The sequence below is a fragment of the Roseospira marina genome (genome assembly GCF_014197855.1).
Taxonomy (GTDB): domain Bacteria; phylum Pseudomonadota; class Alphaproteobacteria; order Rhodospirillales; family Rhodospirillaceae; genus Rhodospira; species Rhodospira marina.
This window is the reverse complement of the sequence record NZ_JACIGJ010000007.1, coordinates 1-18208: the sequence shown is the minus strand read 5'-3', so window position 1 is coordinate 18208 and position 18208 is coordinate 1. Positions and strand designations below refer to the sequence as shown.

The following is an 18208-nucleotide window of genomic DNA, read 5'->3' as shown; positions in this document are numbered from 1 at the left end:
AGCGACGGCCGAATGGGATCCCGCCGAGTCGCGACCATGGTCGTAAGATTCCTGCGAAAAGACAGAAAAAGACGGAATGAAGTTTTCCGATGCTTTAACGCAAATCGTACGGACGGCCGTCTTCGTATTGCGGGTAGTCTCCTACAGATTATAGGTAATATTTTCCAAGTGCGTAACGGCAAGGAAGTCGGTATACAGGCGGCCCCAAAATGCCAACGAGTTATGCAGGCGGTGATGATCCTGCAATCATAGGGGAAAGCCATGGATATTCATCCGAACCGCCTTGGCAAGTATGCCATTCTTGCGGCGATCAGTTCCCGTGAGGAAGAGGACGAATTCAAGGCGTACATTGCCGAGAAAACGCGCCTTAAGATTGGCGTTACGTTTGTGAGCGGCATTCAGTCGGAAGTAACCAAGAGTTTCGTTCGCTCCCTGGTCACCTGTGCGCTTCACAGCCACGTCGTCCACCACCAGCACAACGAGATCCACGCGGTGATCCACGCCGGGCTGGAGTGCCTGAAGGGTGTGACCTCGGATGTGGCGGCGGAATCGAGCCTGAAGCTCAAGGTCGCCATTGTGTCCGACGGTCGCTGGATCGTGATCGCGGCCCACGGCGAGTCCGCCTTCCATCCCGAGACCAATCATGAGCGCATGGGCTTCGGCGTTATGCATATCTGAGCAGGGACGCGATGGACCGGACGAGTCGGGGGGGCGGTTGATCCGGTCGAACCGGACGCGACTCGGGGGCGTGCCGGCTTTTTCGGCAGCGCTGCTCACGAAAGAGGCGTCCGTTCGCTCCGCCGTCCGGCCCGTTCGTCGTCCCGACGGCGCCCGTCTTTAGGGCGTTAGAAGGGTTTTCATCCGCAGTGGGGGCTCTGACGGCCGCTTGGGATGGGCAAACGCGGTGCAGTTCAGCCATGCATATTGCTTGCGCACGTTTGATCTGGACATTCGGCGCGAACTGAGTAAGAAATATGGCCACTTCAGGGCGGGCGGAAGTCCAGCCCCAGAGGTAGCCCCGGAGGTCCGGGGCTGTGTGATGCGCCACCAAGTGTGTGGTGCCGTAAGCGCCATCTGGGATGGCTCGTGACATCGTGATCAAGTTGGCTGGTTCCCTCCTTTAGTATGACATACTTTAGGATAGCCGACTTTCCGTCAAACGATATCACCGTGTGATTACGTGAATTTTGTGAAGGTGACCCACTAACGGCCGTGTCGACTGTGCGGGTATGCGCGCGCAGGGACACCAGCCGCAGTCGCTGGCGCGCGTCGTATCGCGGCCGCCGACTGAAGCTATGGGCCAACGTCCATGGAATTCGCGCGGCGTACCCGTGTCCAAAAAAGGGCCGCGGAACAAAGCCTGGAACCCTGGTGGCGGATCGGATCCGCGTTCGTCGCCGGCGCTCTTCTGGAAGTGTCCACGCATCCCAAGCCCGGGTTGGTCACAGCCCGGTCCAATGGCGCTCATCGTGACATGTCGCTGCGGACCTTTCTGGTCTCGACGGCGGCGATCACGCCCTGTTTCTATCAATGTGCCGAAGCCGGCTGGAATCATGTCGGCGATCCGACCGCCCTGCTGCCGCTGGTTCGGGAGATCGGCCGCGACTACGAGGCCGCCCTTTTGCGGGCGACCGGCGGGGTGAACACCCAGCGCGGCCTTCTGTTTTCCGCCGGCATCCTGAGCGCGGCGGCGGGTCTGCTGTCCCGCCGGAACACCGACCTCACCGCCGACGCCCTGTTCCAGAAAGCGGCGGCGATGACGCGCGGTCTGTGCGATCGCGAACTGAGCCGCGACCGCGCCCCCGCGACGGCGGGCGAACGCCTGTTCGTCCGCTACGGCGCACGGGGCATCCGCGGTGAGGTCGAGGACGGGTTCCCGACCCTGTCCCGCGCGGCCCTGCCGGCGTTGGCCGAGGCCCGCGCCGTCAACGCGCCCATAGAACGGGCGCTCATTCACGTCCTGATATCGCTGATCGCCGAGACCGAGGACACCACCGTCCTATGGCGCGGCGGCCCCCGTGCCCTGGAGTGGCTCCGCGCCGAGGCGCGGGCGGTTCTGGACGCCGGCGGCGCTCTCACATCCCAAGGCCTTGAGGCCATTCATCGTTTGGATGCCGCATGCATCGACCGGGGGATCAGCCCCGGCGGGTCCGCCGACCTGCTCGCGGTGACGGTTGGTGTCCAGACACTTGTCGACGGCGCGTTGACCGCGTTCGGCGTGGCCGGATCGGCCGTCTCCGCACGCTCGTCCCGCGCCCCTTCGTACACGAGGACACCATGAACATCGTTGTTTACGCCGTCCTGGCTTACGCCGTGACGGCTGTTATCGCGTTCGCCGTGATCGGCGTGATTGTCGGAATCTCCCGCGCGTTCTCCGGAAAATCCAGCGCTGCGTAAGACGAAAGACCAGAGCTATGTTTGAACTTCTGATGACTGTCTTTCCGGGGATCGGGACACTGTTTGTTCAGGACCCCGTCATTGCGGTATCCCGCATTCTTCTGATCGGCCTCGGTTTTGTCCTGGCTTGGCTGGGCTTCCGCCGCACCCTGGAACCCCTGATCATGGTGCCCATGGGCCTGGGCATGATGGCCGTCAACGCCGGCGTCATGTTCCTGGAAGCGGGCAAGATCGGCACGTTGATCATCGCCCCGATGGTCTCCGAACCCAACGCGCTGATCGAGGTGATGCAGATCGACTTTTTGCAGCCGATCTACAACTTCACCTTCGTGAACTCCCTGGTCGCCTGTCTGCTCTTCATGGGCATCGGCACCATGGCGGACATTTCTTTCATCCTGGCGCGCCCCTGGGCCAGCGTCACGGTGGCGATCTGCGCCGAGTTGGGCACCTTCGTGACCCTGGTCATCGGCTACTACATGGGTCTGTCGCCGAACGAAGCGGCTGCGGTGGGCACGATCGGCGGCGCGGACGGCCCGATGGTTCTGTTCGGCTCGCTCGTCATGGCCAAGGAGCTGTTCGTTCCCATCTCGATCATCGCCTACCTGTACCTGTCGCTGTGCTACGCCGGCTACCCGTACCTGGTCCGTTGGCTGGTGCCGGAGAAGTATCGCGGCCTGGAAGTGGAATACGACTTCCCCGAAGTCACCCAGGAAGCGAAGTTCATCTTCACCATCTGCTCCGCCGCCCTGCTGTGTTTCCTGCTGCCCGTGGCCTCTCCCCTGATCCTGTCGTTCTTCATGGGCGTCGCGATCAAGGAAGCCGAGATCGAGCCCTACCAGGAGCTGCTGGAGAAGACCATCACCTACGGCGCCACCCTGTTCCTCGGTCTGGTGCTGGGCGTGCTGTGTGAAGCCTCGACCCTTCTCGACCCGCGCGTCGTCATCCTGCTGGTGCTCGGCATTACGGCCCTGGCGATCTCCGCCTTGGGCGGCCTCGGCGGCGGCTGGCTGGTCTGGAAGGTGACCAAGGGCAACTACAACCCCGCCATCGGGATCGCCGGCGTGTCCTGCTTGCCGTCGACGGCCAAGATCGCGCAGCGCTGCACCTTCGAAGCCAGCCCCCACGCCATGATCATGCCGCTCGCCATGGGCGCATCGATCTGCGGTGTGATCGTCTCCGCCATCGCGGTTGGTGTGTTCGCATCGACCATCGGCCTCGTCAACTAGGCGGCGGACGATCCGGTGCCTGGTCCCCTGGACCGGTCCCCTCCCAGCCCCACCCAGGGGGCCAGGCGCCACTTTTTCCTTCGGGTGTCTTCGACGTCCTTTATTCCGCAAGGACACAGACGATGAACGCTTTGTTTGGCACGTGTCCGGGCCTCTCCCTGTCGGAGAGCTCCCTGGATCCCTTCGCCCAGTCGGGCCAGATCGGCGCCTGCTTTCTGCACCTGCCGAGCGTGCCCTCGACCAACCGCGTGATCGCGGATCTGGGCCGCCGCGACTATCCCACCGGCACGGTGGTCGTTGCGGACCACCAGACCGAAGGCCGCGGCAAGGGTGAGCGGGTCTGGGTCTCCAATCCCGGCGACAGTCTTTGTTTGTCCATTCTTCTTCGTCCCCGCCGCCCGATCGCCGAATTGGCGCAGGCGACCCTGGTCGCCGCCGTGGGTGTGCGCGAGGGACTGAGCTACACGGGCCTTGATGCCCGCATCAAATGGCCCAACGACCTGCTGGTCGACGGTCGCAAGATCTGCGGCATTCTCTGCGAGCTTGTGACCACCCCCGAGGGGGATCCGGATTTCCTTATCGTTGGCATTGGCCTCAACGTGCGGACGCCGCCTCTCCCCGACGATCTGCCGGATCGGGTGACCTCCGTCTCCGCCGAAGTCGGCGCCGACGCCAGCCGCTTCGCCCTGCTTTCCCATGTTCTCAGCGCCCTGGACGTCTGGTTCGGGCGCTGGGAGGACCGAGGCTTCGACCCCATTCGACGCGCGTGGCTCAGCCATTCCTGCACCATCGGCCGCCGGGTTTCCCTGGACTGCGGTGCCAGCACCGTCACGGGGATCGCGACGGACATGGGCGCCGATGGAAGCCTCGGCATTCGTGATGAAGGCGGCGTCTGTCACCGCTTTCACTTTGGAGAAACATCCTTCCCCGCCCCCCAGACGCGGGGCGCCGAAGGGGTTTCGCAGCTTTAACAGAGGGTGTGTCCATGTCAGACAGGACATCTGAAAAAGCGTGGAACCATCGTTCCGCCGACACGGCGGAACGGATGGCCAGCGCCGCCCGCTTCATTGGCCCCGGTAAGGTGGTCAAGGCCGACGACACGGTGGCTCTCCTTGAGGCCGTCATCCGCGCCGGTGACCGCGTCAACATCGAGGGCAACAACCAGAAGCAGGCCGACTTCCTGGCGGAAAGCCTGAACAAGGTCGACAAGAGCAAGATCCACGACCTGCACATGGTGCAGTCGGCCGTGCCGCTCCCGGTCCACCTGGACCTGTTCGAGAACGGCATCGCCAAGAAGCTCGACTTCGCCTTCGGCGGCCCGCAGGCCGGCCGCGTGGCCCAGTTCATCCGCGAAGGCAAGCTGCAGCTCGGTGCGATTCACACGTACCTGGAGCTGTTCGGCCGCTACTTCCTCGATCTGACCCCGAAGGTCTCCCTGATCTGCGCCTACAAGGCGGACCGCCAGGGCAACCTCTACACCGGCTTCAACACCGAGGACACGCCGACCATCGTCGAGGCGACCAAGTTCCGCCAGGGCATCGTCATCGCCCAGGTGAACGAGATCGTCGACACCCTGCCGCGCGTCGACATCCCGGCCGACTGGATCGACGCCGTCATCGAGTCGCCCAAGCCGTTCTTCCTCGAGCCGCTGTTCACCCGCGACCCGGCCCTGGTGACCGACAGTCAGATCCTGCTGGGCATGCTGTGCCTGAAGGGCATCTACGGCGAATACGGCGTGCAGCGCATCAACCACGGCATCGGGTTCCTGACCTCGGCCATCGAGCTGCTGCTGCCGACCTACGGCGAAGAGCTTGGCCTGAAGGGCAAGACCTGCTCCCACATGATCCTGAACCCGCACCCGACCATGATCCCGGCGATCGAAAGCGGGTGGGTGGACACCATTCACTGCTTCGGTGGTGAGCTGGGCATGGAAGAGTACGTGCGGGCCCGCCCGGATGTGTTCTTCACCGGTCCGGATGGCTCGCTGCGGTCCAACCGCGCGTTCGCCCAGACCGCCGGTCACTACGCGCTGGACATGTTCATCGGCGGCACGCTGCAGATCGACAAGTTCGGCAACTCGTCGACCGCGACCGCGTCGCGCGTGGCCGGTTTCGGCGGTGCGCCGAACATGGGCTGTGACGCCAAGGGCCGCCGGCACTCGACCGACAGCTGGCTGAAGTGCGGCCAGGAGCAGCCGACCCTCAACCGGGTTCTGGGCGACATGCCGCGCGGCAAGCGTCTGGTGGTCCAGGGCGTCGAGACCTTCGGCGAGGGCCGCGCGCCCGTGTTCGTCGACAAGCTGGACGCCTGGGAGCTGGCCGAGAACGCCGGTTTGGATCTGCCGCCGGTCATGATCTACGGCGATGACCTGACCCACGTCGTCACCGAGGAAGGCATCGCCTACCTCAACCGCTGCGCCGACATCGAGGCCCGCATGGCCGCCATCCGGGCGGTTGCCGGCTACACCGAGATCGGCCTGGCCGCAAAACCCGAGGAAACCCGTGCCCTGCGCGACGCCGGCATCGTCAAGACGCCGGAAGACCTGGGCGTCGATCGCGACCGTGCGCGCCGCGATCTGCTGGCCGCCAAGTCCGTCCGTGACCTGGTGACCTGGTCGGGCGGTCTCTACAACCCGCCCGCTCGGTTCCGCAACTGGTGATGGAGGACACGCACAATGTCTCTGAACACCCTCACGTTTAGCGTCAAAGGCGACGCCGGCGCCGCGCTCAAGGCGCCCGTCCACCACGGTGTGGTCGGCTCCGGCGACATGGAAGTCCTGATGGAGCCGAAGGCCCAGGACGGCGCGGTCTCCGTCTCCATCGTCACGCCGGTGGCCGGCTTCGACGATCTGTGGAAGCGCGTGCTGCAGACCTTCGTGTCCCAGAGCGGCCTGAGCGACGCCCACCTGGACATCAACGACAACAACGCGACTCCGGCCGTGGTTCTGCTGCGTCTGCGGCAGGCCATGACGGAAGCGCAGGCGAATTAAGGAGGCCTGAGACATGCCGAAATGGAATGATCTGCAGGGCCGAAGCTTCCTGGAATCCAACGCCCGGGATCGGGCCGTTGGCCTGGTCGACGAGGGCACGTTCACCGAACTGGCCGGTCCGTTCGATCGCTTCTACAGCCCGCATCTGGAAACCCTGGGCGAGGCCGTGGAGTTCGACGACGGCATCGTGACCGGTGTCGGCCGCGTGGGCGTCACCCCGGTGTTCGTGATCTCGCAGGAAGGCAAGTTCATCGGCGGCTCCGTCGGTGAGGTCGGCGGCGCCAAGATGGTCAACGCCATCCGTCTGGCGATCGAGTTCCACGACACGCTGGCGGCCGCCCATCCGGATCTCACCGACGCCGAGAAGCCGATTGTCGTCATCTCGTTCGAGACCGGCGGCGTGCGCTTGCATGAGTCCAACGCGGGCCTGCTGGCCCATGCCGAGGTGATGGACCAGTTGCAGAAGGCCCGCGGCAAGGTGCCCGTCATTGCGGTCATCGGCTCCAAGGTCGGCTGCTTTGGGGGCATGGGCTTCGTGGCCGCGGCCACCGACTGCATCGTAATGAGCGAATTCGGCCGCCTCGGCCTGACCGGTCCGGAAGTGATCGAGCAGGAGATGGGCAAGGAAGAGTTCGACAGCGGCGACCGTGCCCTTGTGTTCCGCACCACGGGCGGCAAGCACAAGTACATCGTCGGCGACTGTAACTACCTCGTCGCGGACACCCTCGGCGCCTTCCACGATCAGATCGCCGAGCTGGCGACCAAGTCCCTGGCGGACTTCGAGGCCATGCGGCGCATCGGCTCGCCGGAGAAGGTTGCGCAGCAGCTGCGCGGGGTGGCCCTGGCCGCCGAGATGCAGCCCAAGGACGCCCGCGATGTCTGGGCCCACGCCGGCAACGCCGATCCGGTCGCTCTGACCGACATGCCGCTTCCCGACTTCCTGGCGCAGGTCAAGCGCCTGAGCGTCTGAACCGGCTTCGTTTCGCAGAGAAGAGATAAGTGAGGAGTCCACACATGGACGCCACTGAAAGCATGATGGGACGGGGCCGCGAGGCGATCGACATGATCGTCGACCCCGAGTCCTTCACGGAAAACGCCATCGGCGCCAAGACCTTCGACGACCCGGACTTCGGTCCGTGTGCCGCCGTCGGCACGGCCACGCTGGACGGCCAGACGGTCACGATCATTGCCAGTGACGGTCAGGCGTTCAACGAGCGGTTTCCCGTCGTCTATGCCGGCATCATCGGCATGGAGGAAGGCTACAAGATGGCCCAGGCCGTCTACGCCTCCCTTGAGGCCGACGCCGACAAGCCGAAGGAAGAGAAGCGCCCGCTGGTGCTGATCGTCGACACCCCGGGGAACGGTCCGGGCAAGGTCGAAGAGATCTTCGGCATGAACAAGGCCACCGGTGCCTACCAGCTCGCGCTGGCCGAGGCCCGTCTGGCCGGGCATCCGATCATCGCCATGGTCATCGGTCGCGCCATCTCCGGCGCGTTCCTGTGCCACGGGCTGCAGGCGGACAACATCCTGTCCCTGGATGCCAGCTTCGGCACGATGATCCACGTCATGCCGCTCACCAGTGTCTCGCGCATCATCCGCAAGGATCTCGAGGTTCTGGAAGAGCTGTCGAAGAGCAACCCGGTCTTCGCAGCGGGTCCGCAGTTCTTCTACGCCCTGGGCGGCGTCGAGGAACTGGTCGACCAGACCGACAAGATGCGGGCTGCGATCATCGATCACATCGCCACGGTGCGCGCCGCCAAGGCGGCCGGCCAGGACGACACGCTGGGACCGTGGGGCCGTGGGGCCCTGGGTGCCGAGCGCGACGGCCGCGTCGTGCGCCCCAAGGTGATGGATCTGATGAATCAGGAGTTCGCCGCCGTCGCCGGCCAGTACGCGCCGCAGCGGTAGCTTTTCCCCCGAACCTCGGACGGGACTCATGACGGACGCTCTGACACTCCTGGAAATGGCCCTCGATCTGGATGGGAACGCGCCCACCCTGGACGAGATGCCGCGCCGAACCCTCCACGACAAGGGCATCGCCGGCCCCACGGCCGCCCATGTCATCGAGGAGGTCCATACGCCCTTCAACCTCTCGTATCTGACCTTCACGACCGGGTCCTCGGCGTTCCAGAACATTGTCGGCGTCACGCATGCGGAGCTTCCCGCCCGAGCGGCTGTGGCCCGGGCCCTGTTTGCCCGACTGGGGTCTGGGCCACAGACTCCCCCTTTGCGTCACATGGTCGTGACGTATCCGCCTCTCGTTAACGTGTTTTCCGCCCCGGCCCTGCAAGACGTGGGCGTGACCTGGAGCTTCCTGCGCCGGTCCAGCCGGGATGCCCTGCTGCTGGAGGTCTGCAAGACGCAGGCGCAGGTCATTCTGGGCGAGTCGTCCTTTTTGCGGGTCGCGTTGCAACAGGCGCTCGATCTGGGGCTTGAGAACGACCTGCCCAAGGGGTGCGTGCTGCTGACCGCCGGCACGCCCCTGGACCTGGACCTGCTGCCGATCGCCGAGCGCTTCGGGTACAGCGTGCACGACCTGTACGGCTGTCAGGAGTTCGGCTGGCTCACGCTGGACGGTGTGCCGCTGCGCGACGACATCCGCCTGATCGCCTCGCCGCGCGGGGAGGCCTACCGCGAGCTGGTCGTCGGCGGCCTGCCGATGGGCGACAGCTTCATCGTCTCCGAGACGACCGGCCATGTCTGCGATGCCGCCGGCGCCATCATCACGTATCGCCGCGAGCGGACCTATCCGGAATACGAGGTCATCGTGACCCACACCCCCTGCGCCGCCGCGGAGACGGTGCAGAAGGCCGCGCGCACCATCCTGCGGATCAAGGGGCGGGTGGTGAAGGTCGATCCGGCCGTTCAGGTCGGCGCTCCGGAGACCCGCCTGCGGCTGGTGCCGGCGCTGCCCGATCCGGACGCGAACGGCCCGGATCCTGCTGTCGAGATCGCGGGGCCCGTCGCCACGCGGATGTTCGACGATCTGGTGAGCGCGCAGATGGCGATGCAATCGACCACCAAGACGGACCCCACCTGGATCAAGAGACGCTGATCATGCTGCGCCGTCGTCACACCCTTGCGCATTTGCGCGCTGAGGCCCGCACAAGCCTGCTGCCCGCCATTCTCGATGCGCTGCCGGAGTCCATGCGCGACCCGGTCACCGCCGATCAGGTGGAGTTCGCGGTGCGCGTGCGGGGCATTCCCGGAATCGTCTGCCGCCCGACGCGCCCCATGGGGGCGGACGAGGGCCAGATCGGGTTCGCCTTTCCCTTCCGCGTCGGGGCCGACCGCGTCAAATCCGCGGTGACGGTGGCGCCGCATCACATCTGGGCTTTCACCGATCCCTGGACCGTGTTCCGCACCGCCTTGGCCGCTAATCCGGTCCCGCACCCGGCGCTGCCGGCCCTGGCGACGGTGGAGCGCGAGCATCGGGTCCGCTTCGGCCTCATCGGGTCGGCCGCCCTGGAGACGATGACCGGCGCCGGCTATCTGCGGCCGGATTCCGATGTGGATCTCGTGGTGGACGGCTCCCAGGGACCGCCGCCGGCCGGCCTGCCGGACGCCCTCGACGCCGTGGCGCGCGCCTTTCAGGTCGCCCTCGATGTCGAGATCCTGATTTTTGATAATTACGGAATAAAAATGAAAGAGTTCTTTTCGCGCGCCGATACCCTGCTTGTGAAGTCTATCGAAGACGTAAGCCTGCAAAAAAGAGATGTTTTTATCGATAAGATTGCTGAGTGCTGCGGTGTGTAGCCGTGCATCAGTGCGATTGTCGATGGCGAGGGCAAGTGAACTCGCCGAGTCAGTCCGCTTTTACAAGGAGAAAGCACATGGACCTCAAAGTTAAAATGCCGTCTGTCGTGATCTCTCTCGAGGTCGAAGAAGGCGCCACCGTCACCAAGGGCCAGACCGTGGCCGTGGTCGAAGCCATGAAGATGAAGAACAACACCCCGGCGCCGCTCGACGGCACCGTCAAGTCGATCGCCGTCAAGGCCGGCGACCGCCTGAAGCCGGGCGCCGTTCTGATGACCATCGAGTAAATCCGTGACCCTGTGACTGAGTGATCGTGGGGTCGGGACGGCCTCGACCCCACGCACCTCTTAAAGCGATCCTGTAAAGTATCCGATCCTGTAAAGGAAGTGGTGATATGGTGATCTACGGTGTAGCACTTCTGAGTGCTTGTATGCTGGTCGGCACGATACTCGGCCAGCTCCTGGGTCTGGCTGTGGGTATTAACGCCAATATTGGTGGCGTTGGTATTGCGATGCTGATCCTGGTTCTTCTGTCCCAGAAGCTTTTGGACAAGGAGATGCTCTCCAAGGCCGCCGAGTCCGGCGTCCAGTTCTGGAGCGCGATGTACATTCCGATCGTGGTGGCCATGGCCGCCCGTCAGAACGTCGTGGCCGCGTTTGACGCCGGCGCGCTGGCGTTCGTGGCGGGCCTTGGAGCCGTGTTCACGGGCTTCCTTCTCATCCGGCCGATTGCTGCGCTCGCCAAGAACGGCGACGAGACCGAAACCGCTGTTGAGGAGGGCTCGAAATGATCGACTCCATTCTTCATCCATTCATGAAGTACCCGCTGGTCACCGCATTTCTGGTGGTCGGGCTCATCACCTGGGTCGCCATGGTCGTGGGCAAGAAGGGCACCAACAACCGCATTCATGGCTCGGCCATCGCCATCGTGTGCGGTCTGATCCTGGCCTACGTCGGGGGCAAGACGACGGGCGGCAAGCACGGTATTGCCGATGTGTCGTTCTTCTCCGGCTTCGCCCTGATGGGCGGCGGCATGTTCCGCGACTTCGCCATCATCGCCACCGCTTACGGTGTGCGGATGGAAGAGTTGAAAAAGGCGGGTCTGCCCGGCGTGATCGCGCTGTGCACGTCCCTGGTCATTGCCACGGTGGTTGGCGCCGCGGCGTCCTATGCCTTCGGCTATACGGATCCGGTCAGCATGGCGACCATCGGGGGCGGCGCCGCGACGTTCATTGTGGGTCCCGTCACGGGCGCCGCCCTAGGCGCATCGTCGGAAGTGATCGCCCTGTCCGTGGCGGCCGGCGTGGTCAAGTCCATCGCGGTCATGATCCTGACCCCGTTTTTGGCCAAGATCGCCGGCCTCACCAACCCGTCCGCCGCGGCGGTGTATGGTGGGCTGATGGGAAGCACCAGTGGCGTCGCGGCGGGATTGGCGGCAACCGATCCCAAGCTCGTGCCCTATGGTGCGTTGACGGCCACCTTCTACACGGGCTTTGGCTGCCTGGTGGTTCCGTCGCTTGGCTACATGATCTTGAATGCGCTGTTCGGCTAAGAGTTCGTCCGGCAAGACGGACTCGACCTCAAGATCGTGAGACCACGTACCAGTGTGATCCTGCATCTGGACGTGTCAAGACAAGAAATGGTGGCGGCCGCGCGGACCAACGGCGGTGTGACCCGGTTCTGAGGGGATCACACAGCTTGCCTCATCCGCGCGCCGCCATCACTTTTGAGCGTTACCGACGGCTCCGGGCGGAGGAGCCGGTTTTCAAACCAAAGGACATGTGGGGCCGGCGAAGCGGGATCGCACCCCGGGGACGTGAACGATGACCACCATTGAAGTGACCGACGTCGTCAAACGCTTTGAATCCTTTGAAGCGTTGAAAGGCGTCTCCGTCACCCTGGCGGAGAAGCGGATCGGTGTGGTCGGCAGCAACGGATCCGGCAAGAGTACCTTCGCCCGCCTGTTGAACGGTCTGGTCCTGCCCACGCGCGGATCGGTCGTGGTCGACGGCCTGGACACCGCGAAGGCCGGCAAGGCCATCCGGCGCCGGGTCGGGTTTGTGTTCCAGAATCCCGACAACCAGATCGTGTTTCCCGTGGTCGAGGAAGACGTGGCCTTCGGCCTCAAGGGGCTGAAGCTGCCCCGCGACGAGCGCGAGTCGCTGGTCGATACGGTCCTCTCCCGCTATGGGTTGGAGCACTTGCGCCAGCAGCCGGCGCACACCCTGTCCGGCGGGCAGAAGCAGCTTCTCGCCATCGCGGGCGCCCTGATCACGAACCCCGCCTGCGTGGTGTTCGACGAGCCGACCACGTTGCTGGATCTGCGCAACGCCCGCATGATTGCCCGCACCATTCGCGAGATGGAGCAGACCGTGATCGTGGTCACGCACGATCTGGCGCTGCTGAATGAGTTCGACCGGGTGCTGGTGTTCGACGAGGGCCGGATCCTCGTGGACGATGCGCCCTCGGCCGCGCTCGCCCGCTATGTGGAGCGGATGCAATGAGCCCGACGCCGTCCTCCGAGTCCCACGCTCCGGCGCGCACGCGGCCCGGCCGGTCCCCGCTGCACCGCATGCCGGCCGGGATCAAGCTTCTCGTGCTGGCGGCTGCGGGCACCGGCCTTGCCTTCACGACATCGCTGTGGGTGCTCGGCGGTGCGCTCGCCCTGACCGGCGCGGGCTATGCGATCGCCCGCCAGCCCGTCCGCCGCCTGTTTGGGGTCATCCGCCCCATGATCTGGCTGCTGGTCCCGATTTTCCTGGTGCAGGGCTTTATGGAGTCCTGGATCCTGGCGGTCGCGATCGTGACCCGCATCATCACCCTGGTCGCGCTGGCGCAGCTGGTCACTCTGACCACCCCCAGCGACACCATGATCGCCGTCATCACCCGCGCCTTGACACCATTCCGCGTCTTCGGCGTCCATCCAGGCAAGGTGGCGCTGGCGATTTCCCTGGCGCTTCGTTTCCTGCCGGTGATCGGCGGGCTGGCGCAGGAGGTTCGGGATGCGCAGCGCGCCCGGGGCCTGGGTCACAACCCGCTTGCGTTGGCGTTGCCGCTGCTGATCCGCACGCTGCGGATGGCCGGGGACGTGACGGACGCCATCGAGGCGCGCTCCGGCGGCGACGATGACGAGGACGCCGCGCCCGCCCGCACGCCCGTGCCCGTCACTCCACGCGCTGGATCGGCGGCCGCTTCGTCCCCCGCGCCCGCTCCGAGGTCGTCATGAAACACACCGTCGTTCGAACCAAAGACATCGTTCTGATCGCCCTGTTCGCGGCCCTGATGGCCGCTCTGGCTCTGTTTCCGCCGATCACCATCCCGGCCCTGGGCGTGCCCATCACGGCCCAGTCCATGGGTGTGATGCTGAGCGGCGCCATCCTGGGCGCCAAGCGGGGCGGCCTGTCCATCCTTCTGTTCCTGCTTCTGGTCGCGATCGGCCTGCCGTTGCTGTCCGGCGGCCGGGGCGGGCTGGGCGTGTTCTTCGGGCCGACCGCCGGGTTCATGTTCGGCTGGGTGCTCGGTGCCGTCCTGATCGGGTATCTGCACGAACGCGCCTGGGCCACCATCGAGCCCTTCAAGTCGTTCCTGTACTGCTTCCTGGGCGGCATCGTGGTCGTCTACGCGATCGGCATTCCCTGGGCGTCCGTGAACACCGGCGTGTCGCTGGTGAAGGTGGCGGTGGGCTCCCTGGCCTTCATTCCGGGCGATATGCTCAAGGCCGGGCTGACCGCGTTGGCCGTCGTGGCGATCCGCAAGGCGTTTCCGGCCATGCATCAGCCGGCGGCCTGATCCCAGGCGGGGTTCCTCGCCCGGCTGCAACGAAAACACCCCCGGCGGAGTGCTCCGACCGGGGGTGTTTTCGTGCGCGCGCGGCGCGAACCGTTGGTCAGCCCATCAGAACCAGACCGGCGGTCACGAATACCGCCAGCCCGATCCCCGTCGGCAGCAGGGTTCCGCCGCGCCACAGCGCCAGCAGCAACGCCAGACCGGCGCAGCCGAGACCGATCCACGGGCCGGCCCCGGCAAGGCCCTGCCCGGCGGTGAGCACCGCGCCGGCCTTCAGCGCCGAACTTGACACGATCCCGCCCAGAATGCCGTACCCGGCGCGGTCGAGGAATGCCCGCGTGCGTTCCCCGCGGATCACGTTTTGCCCGAACACGGGGATCAGGCGGAGGGCGAGGGTGCCCAGACCACCGCCTGCGGCGACGGCCCACAGCTGCCAGGGTGCGAACGCGGGATCCGGCATGGGTCAGGCCTCCTTCGACGACGGAATCAGCAGGGTCAGCCCCGACACCACCAGAGGCACGACGATCAGCGAGAAGCTGCCCAGGAGCGGCGCGGCCAGCGGCACCAGGACGGCGCCGGCCAGCGCGTTCAGCATCAGGATGCGATGCCGCCCCTGGCGGGCGATCAGGGTGGCGAAATAGATCGGGATCATGGCGCCCAGCGCGGTCCCCACCAGCACCGGCACGGCGGTCGCAATCTGATGGCCCAGCACCGCGCCGAACACGGCGGACAGCGAGCAGGCCAGCCCGACCAGGCCGCAGTACAGGATCGGGCGGCGGGGCGCCTCGCCCATCAGGCGGGGCAGAAGGATCGCGAACGAACTGGCCGAGATCAGGCCGATGGCGCCGATGCCCTTTGCCACACCGGGGTTGGGCAAGCGGCCCAGGATGGACGCCGCCATCACCATGAAGCGAAGGTTGACAATGATGACGGCCACCACGGCCGCCACCCAGGCGGTGGCCCCGGCGGTGTCGCTGTCCAGGATCTGCATGGCCGCCGCCTGGGCCGGTGCGGCCACGGTGAACAGCGTCATGAAGGCGGTCTGTAGTGCGTTCAGGCCGGCCTCGGCGCTGGCCCGGCCGACCCCCATGAACATGACAACGAAGGTCAGGATGACCACAAGAGCATCGCGCACGACCAACCGGATCGTCTCGCCAATCGGCGGCGGCGCAGGAGGAGAGGCGGACATGATACCAATAAACCAAAAATTGGAGGTCGCCCGTCACGGACCCCGGCACTTCTGAGGTCAGGACGCACAAGCGAGCGCTACAATCCCATGTCCTGTTCTGAAAAACCAGATGCAACAGCGGGAAGAGACGGCCGGTTTGAGTCTTCTTGATCGCATGCAGGAGAAGAGCTTCGTCTGTCCCGTAAATGGCGTGGCGCGCCCTCGATTCTTCAAAAGAGCGGGCCCGCATGGCCGCCGTGTCACGCGCGCGGGGTCCCGACCGTTCGCCCCGGGGTTTCAGTCCGGCGGACCCAGGGCGCAGTCCGCCAGCGACACGACGTCCAGCGTCTGAAAAAAGGCTTCCTGAGCGGCCGCCAGCGGTCGCTTCAACTGGCAGCGAGCGGTCAGGGTGCAGGCGCCGCCATCGGGCTGAAAGCACTCCACCAGCGCCTGCCGGGGTTCCAGGGCCCGGGCGACATCCCCCAGCGTGATCGCGGTCGCGGACCGGCCGAGCTGAAATCCACCTCCCGACCCCCGCCGCGTTGCGACAAACCCCAACGCTGCCAGTTCCCGAACCACCTTGGTCAGGTGATTGCGGGAGATATCGAGTTCGTTGGCCAGCCCCTCGGCGGTGAAAACCCGATCCGGCTCGCCGGCCAAGCGCATCAGGGTCCGGAGGCCGTAATCGGTGAACAGGGTCAGGCGCATTCCAGGGTCCTTGATCCATGCCTGCGATCGCAGCGTTTCAAATAAGCATTTGAAAAGCCGATTTCGAGTCTGTAAATAGGTATCTGCGATGCCGATTTGCCTGTCCCGATTTGGCTGTGCCACTGTCGCCGGGCCAGCCGTCGGGGTCGCCCCCCTCTCCCTGGCATGGAGCGCCCCACGCGATGTTCTGCTTTCAGTGTGAAGAAACCGCCTCCGCCACGGGGTGCACCGTCAAGGGAACCTGCGGCAAACCGGAAACGACCGCCGTTCTGCAGGATCTGCTGATCTTTGCCGTTCGGGGCCTGGCCTGGACCGCCGAGACCCTCAACGATCTTGCCCCTGGCCCCGAGGCCGCCACTGGCCGCGCCGCACCCCACGCCCGGCTGGCGGAGCAGGCGCCGTTTCTGCGCGAGGCCCTGTTCGCGACCATCACCAACGTCAATTGGGAAGACGACCGTTTCCGCGCGCTGATCACAGAGGCGCTGGACCGGCGCGACGCCCTGGCCGAGGCGGTGCGGGCCGCCGGAGGCTCGATGGACGCGGCTCCCGAGGCCGCCGTCTGGCGCGCCCCCGAGGCGACCTGGCTCGACACGGGCGCGCATGTCGGCGTGCTGGCCACCCAAGACGAAGACCAGCGCTCCCTGCGTGAGCTTCTGCTGATCGGTGTGAAGGGCATCGCCGCCTACGCGCAGCATGCTGCCGTGTTGGGACGCACTGATCCGCAGGTCGACGCCTTCATCCGCGAGGCCCTGGCGTCGACCTGTATCGCGCTGTCCCGCGAAGCGATGATCGAACTGGTTCTGCGGGCCGGATCGGTCGCGGTGTCGGCCATGGCGGTGCTGGACGCCGCCAATACCGACACCTACGGCCATCCCACAATGACCCGGGTGTCCACCGGCGCCGGCGATCGTCCCGGTATCCTGGTCAGCGGCCATGACCTGAAGGATCTGGCCGACCTGCTGGAGCAGACGGCGGGAACCGGCATCGACGTCTACACCCACGGCGAGATGCTGCCGGCCCACGCCTATCCAAGCCTCGCCCGGCACCGACATCTCGTGGGCAACTACGGGGGCGCCTGGTGGCAACAGACGACCGAGTTCGAGTCGTTCCACGGGGCCGTCCTGATGACCACCAACTGTCTGGTTCCGCCCCGCCGCGCCAACACCTATCTGTCGCGTCTGTTCACCACCGGTTCGGTCGGCTACCCGGGGGCGGTCCATATCCCCGACGCGCCGGATGGGGCGGCGAAAGACTTTTCCGCGGTCATTGAGCGGGCGCGTCAGTGCCCGCCGCCCCAGGCGCTGGAGGGACCGGATCTGTCGATCGGGTTCGCGCACAACCAAGTCCTGTCGCTGGCCGACCAGGTTGTCGAGGCGGTGTCCAGTGGGGCCGTCCGGCGGTTCGTGGTCATGGCCGGATGCGATGGCCGGCACAAGGCCCGCCAGTATTACACCGATCTCGCGGCGGCCCTGCCCGACGACGCCATCATTCTGACCGCGGGATGCGCGAAGTACCGCTACAACAGCTTGGACCTCGGCACTATCGGTGGTGTGCCGCGCCTGCTGGATGCCGGCCAGTGCAACGATTCCTACTCCCTGGTCAAGATCGCCCTGGCGCTGAAGGAGGCTCTGGGCGTCGAGGATATCAACGATCTGCCGATCGCGTACGATATCGCCTGGTACGAACAAAAGGCGGTGGCCGTGCTGCTGGCCCTGTTGTCGTTGGGCGTGAAGGGGATCCGTCTGGGGCCGACCCTGCCGGCGTTCCTGTCCCCGGCCGTGGCGGAGACGCTCGTCTCGACCTTTGACCTGAAGCCGATGGGCACGGTTTCGGGGGACTGTGCCGCGATCATGGCGGACGCCTGAGCCCGATCGGCGATGGACCGGACTCGCCCGGTCCATCGCCGCCGCGTCGCGGTGCCGGTTCCGCCGAAGGGGGGAATGCTCTCACGCCGCCCCATTCCCGACGTTTTTAACCGAAGCGGCGCGTGGCGGAATGGGCGAAAGGGGCCGAATCCGAACGGTCCGCGCTCCACGAGGGCGCGCGTGAAACGGGCGTTCGCGTGTGTCGTGATGGCCGAACATCAGGGCTATCGCATTTGGCCGATGATGGTTCTGGCGAATTCGTTGGTCCATCCGCAGCGCTTGCGTTTGCGGCGGATGGAGATGCCGGGGCGGGC

General features: G+C 65.6%; 20 protein-coding genes. 17 read left to right on the top strand and 3 right to left on the bottom strand.

The window, feature by feature from the left end:
• Nucleotides 1-261: 261 nt before the first annotated feature.
• From GGD82_RS10710 to GGD82_RS10635, 16 genes are all read left to right on the top strand, one after another.
• Nucleotides 262-678, top strand: a complete 417-nt coding sequence (locus GGD82_RS10710; protein ID WP_150061661.1) for a HutP family protein — start codon at nt 262-264, stop codon at nt 676-678.
• Between the two features lie 682 nt (nt 679-1360).
• Nucleotides 1361-2281, top strand: coding sequence for a triphosphoribosyl-dephospho-CoA synthase MdcB (mdcB, locus tag GGD82_RS10705; RefSeq protein ID WP_260178389.1), 921 nt, complete (start codon nt 1361-1363; stop codon nt 2279-2281).
• A gap of 133 nt (nt 2282-2414) precedes the next feature.
• On the top strand, nt 2415-3623 hold the full coding sequence (gene madB / locus GGD82_RS10700) for a Na+-transporting malonate decarboxylase, carboxybiotin decarboxylase subunit (RefSeq protein ID WP_150061659.1): 1209 nt from the start codon (nt 2415-2417) through the stop codon (nt 3621-3623).
• Nucleotides 3624-3745: 122 nt separating this feature from the next.
• Nucleotides 3746-4594, top strand: a complete 849-nt coding sequence (locus GGD82_RS10695) for a biotin--[acetyl-CoA-carboxylase] ligase (protein WP_150061658.1) — start codon at nt 3746-3748, stop codon at nt 4592-4594.
• Between the two features lie 14 nt (nt 4595-4608).
• Nucleotides 4609-6282 (top strand): malonate decarboxylase subunit alpha, encoded by a 1674-nt coding sequence (gene mdcA / locus GGD82_RS10690; protein ID WP_150061657.1) that lies wholly within the window; start codon nt 4609-4611, stop codon nt 6280-6282.
• 15 nt (nt 6283-6297) lie between these two features.
• Entirely contained in the window at nt 6298-6612 is a 315-nt protein-coding gene (mdcC, locus tag GGD82_RS10685; RefSeq protein WP_150061656.1) for a malonate decarboxylase acyl carrier protein, read from the top strand.
• A 13-nt stretch (nt 6613-6625) separates the two neighbouring features.
• A complete protein-coding gene (locus GGD82_RS10680) occupies nt 6626-7582 on the top strand; it encodes a biotin-independent malonate decarboxylase subunit beta (RefSeq protein WP_150061655.1) in 957 nt (318 codons plus the stop codon).
• 44 nt (nt 7583-7626) lie between these two features.
• Complete coding sequence (gene mdcE, locus GGD82_RS10675; protein ID WP_150061654.1) at nt 7627-8520, top strand: biotin-independent malonate decarboxylase subunit gamma; 894 nt, start codon at nt 7627-7629, stop codon at nt 8518-8520.
• 28 nt (nt 8521-8548) lie between these two features.
• Nucleotides 8549-9667: an acyl carrier protein gene (locus tag GGD82_RS10670; RefSeq protein WP_150061653.1), complete on the top strand. Its 1119-nt coding sequence runs from the start codon at nt 8549-8551 to the stop codon at nt 9665-9667.
• Between the two features lie 2 nt (nt 9668-9669).
• Nucleotides 9670-10368 carry a malonate decarboxylase holo-[acyl-carrier-protein] synthase gene (mdcG, locus tag GGD82_RS10665; protein WP_150061652.1) on the top strand — a complete coding sequence of 233 codons (699 nt, stop codon included), beginning with the start codon at nt 9670-9672 and terminating at the stop codon, nt 10366-10368.
• A 77-nt stretch (nt 10369-10445) separates the two neighbouring features.
• Nucleotides 10446-10655, top strand: coding sequence for a biotin/lipoyl-containing protein (locus GGD82_RS10660; RefSeq protein WP_150061651.1), 210 nt, complete (start codon nt 10446-10448; stop codon nt 10653-10655).
• A gap of 107 nt (nt 10656-10762) precedes the next feature.
• Nucleotides 10763-11158, top strand: a complete 396-nt coding sequence (gene madL / locus GGD82_RS10655) for a malonate transporter subunit MadL (protein ID WP_150061650.1) — start codon at nt 10763-10765, stop codon at nt 11156-11158.
• Complete coding sequence (gene madM / locus GGD82_RS10650) at nt 11155-11919, top strand: malonate transporter subunit MadM (protein ID WP_150061649.1); 765 nt, start codon at nt 11155-11157, stop codon at nt 11917-11919. The genes madL and madM overlap by 4 nt, the downstream gene beginning before the upstream one ends.
• 271 nt (nt 11920-12190) lie before the next feature.
• On the top strand, nt 12191-12871 hold the full coding sequence (locus GGD82_RS10645) for an energy-coupling factor ABC transporter ATP-binding protein (RefSeq protein ID WP_150061648.1): 681 nt from the start codon (nt 12191-12193) through the stop codon (nt 12869-12871).
• Nucleotides 12868-13593: an energy-coupling factor transporter transmembrane component T family protein gene (locus tag GGD82_RS10640; RefSeq protein WP_150061647.1), complete on the top strand. Its 726-nt coding sequence runs from the start codon at nt 12868-12870 to the stop codon at nt 13591-13593. The genes GGD82_RS10645 and GGD82_RS10640 overlap by 4 nt, the downstream gene beginning before the upstream one ends.
• Nucleotides 13590-14156: a biotin transporter BioY gene (locus tag GGD82_RS10635; protein WP_150061646.1), complete on the top strand. Its 567-nt coding sequence runs from the start codon at nt 13590-13592 to the stop codon at nt 14154-14156. The genes GGD82_RS10640 and GGD82_RS10635 overlap by 4 nt, the downstream gene beginning before the upstream one ends.
• Nucleotides 14157-14253: 97 nt before the next feature.
• Here GGD82_RS10635 and GGD82_RS10630 read toward each other — a convergent pair whose 3' ends face one another.
• The 3 genes from GGD82_RS10630 to GGD82_RS10620 form a co-directional block, all read right to left on the bottom strand.
• Nucleotides 14254-14613: an AzlD domain-containing protein gene (locus GGD82_RS10630; protein WP_150061645.1), complete on the bottom strand. Its 360-nt coding sequence runs from the start codon at nt 14611-14613 to the stop codon at nt 14254-14256.
• A 3-nt stretch (nt 14614-14616) separates the two neighbouring features.
• Nucleotides 14617-15342: an AzlC family ABC transporter permease gene (locus GGD82_RS10625; RefSeq protein WP_150061644.1), complete on the bottom strand. Its 726-nt coding sequence runs from the start codon at nt 15340-15342 to the stop codon at nt 14617-14619.
• Nucleotides 15343-15618: 276 nt separating this feature from the next.
• Nucleotides 15619-16029 (bottom strand): RrF2 family transcriptional regulator, encoded by a 411-nt coding sequence (locus GGD82_RS10620; protein WP_150061643.1) that lies wholly within the window; start codon nt 16027-16029, stop codon nt 15619-15621.
• A gap of 182 nt (nt 16030-16211) precedes the next feature.
• Between GGD82_RS10620 and hcp the strand changes: the two genes are divergently transcribed.
• The gene (hcp, locus tag GGD82_RS10615; protein ID WP_150061642.1) at nt 16212-17894 is read left to right on the top strand and encodes a hydroxylamine reductase; all 1683 of its coding nucleotides are present in this window, start codon (nt 16212-16214) and stop codon (nt 17892-17894) included.
• Nucleotides 17895-18208 lie beyond the last annotated feature (314 nt).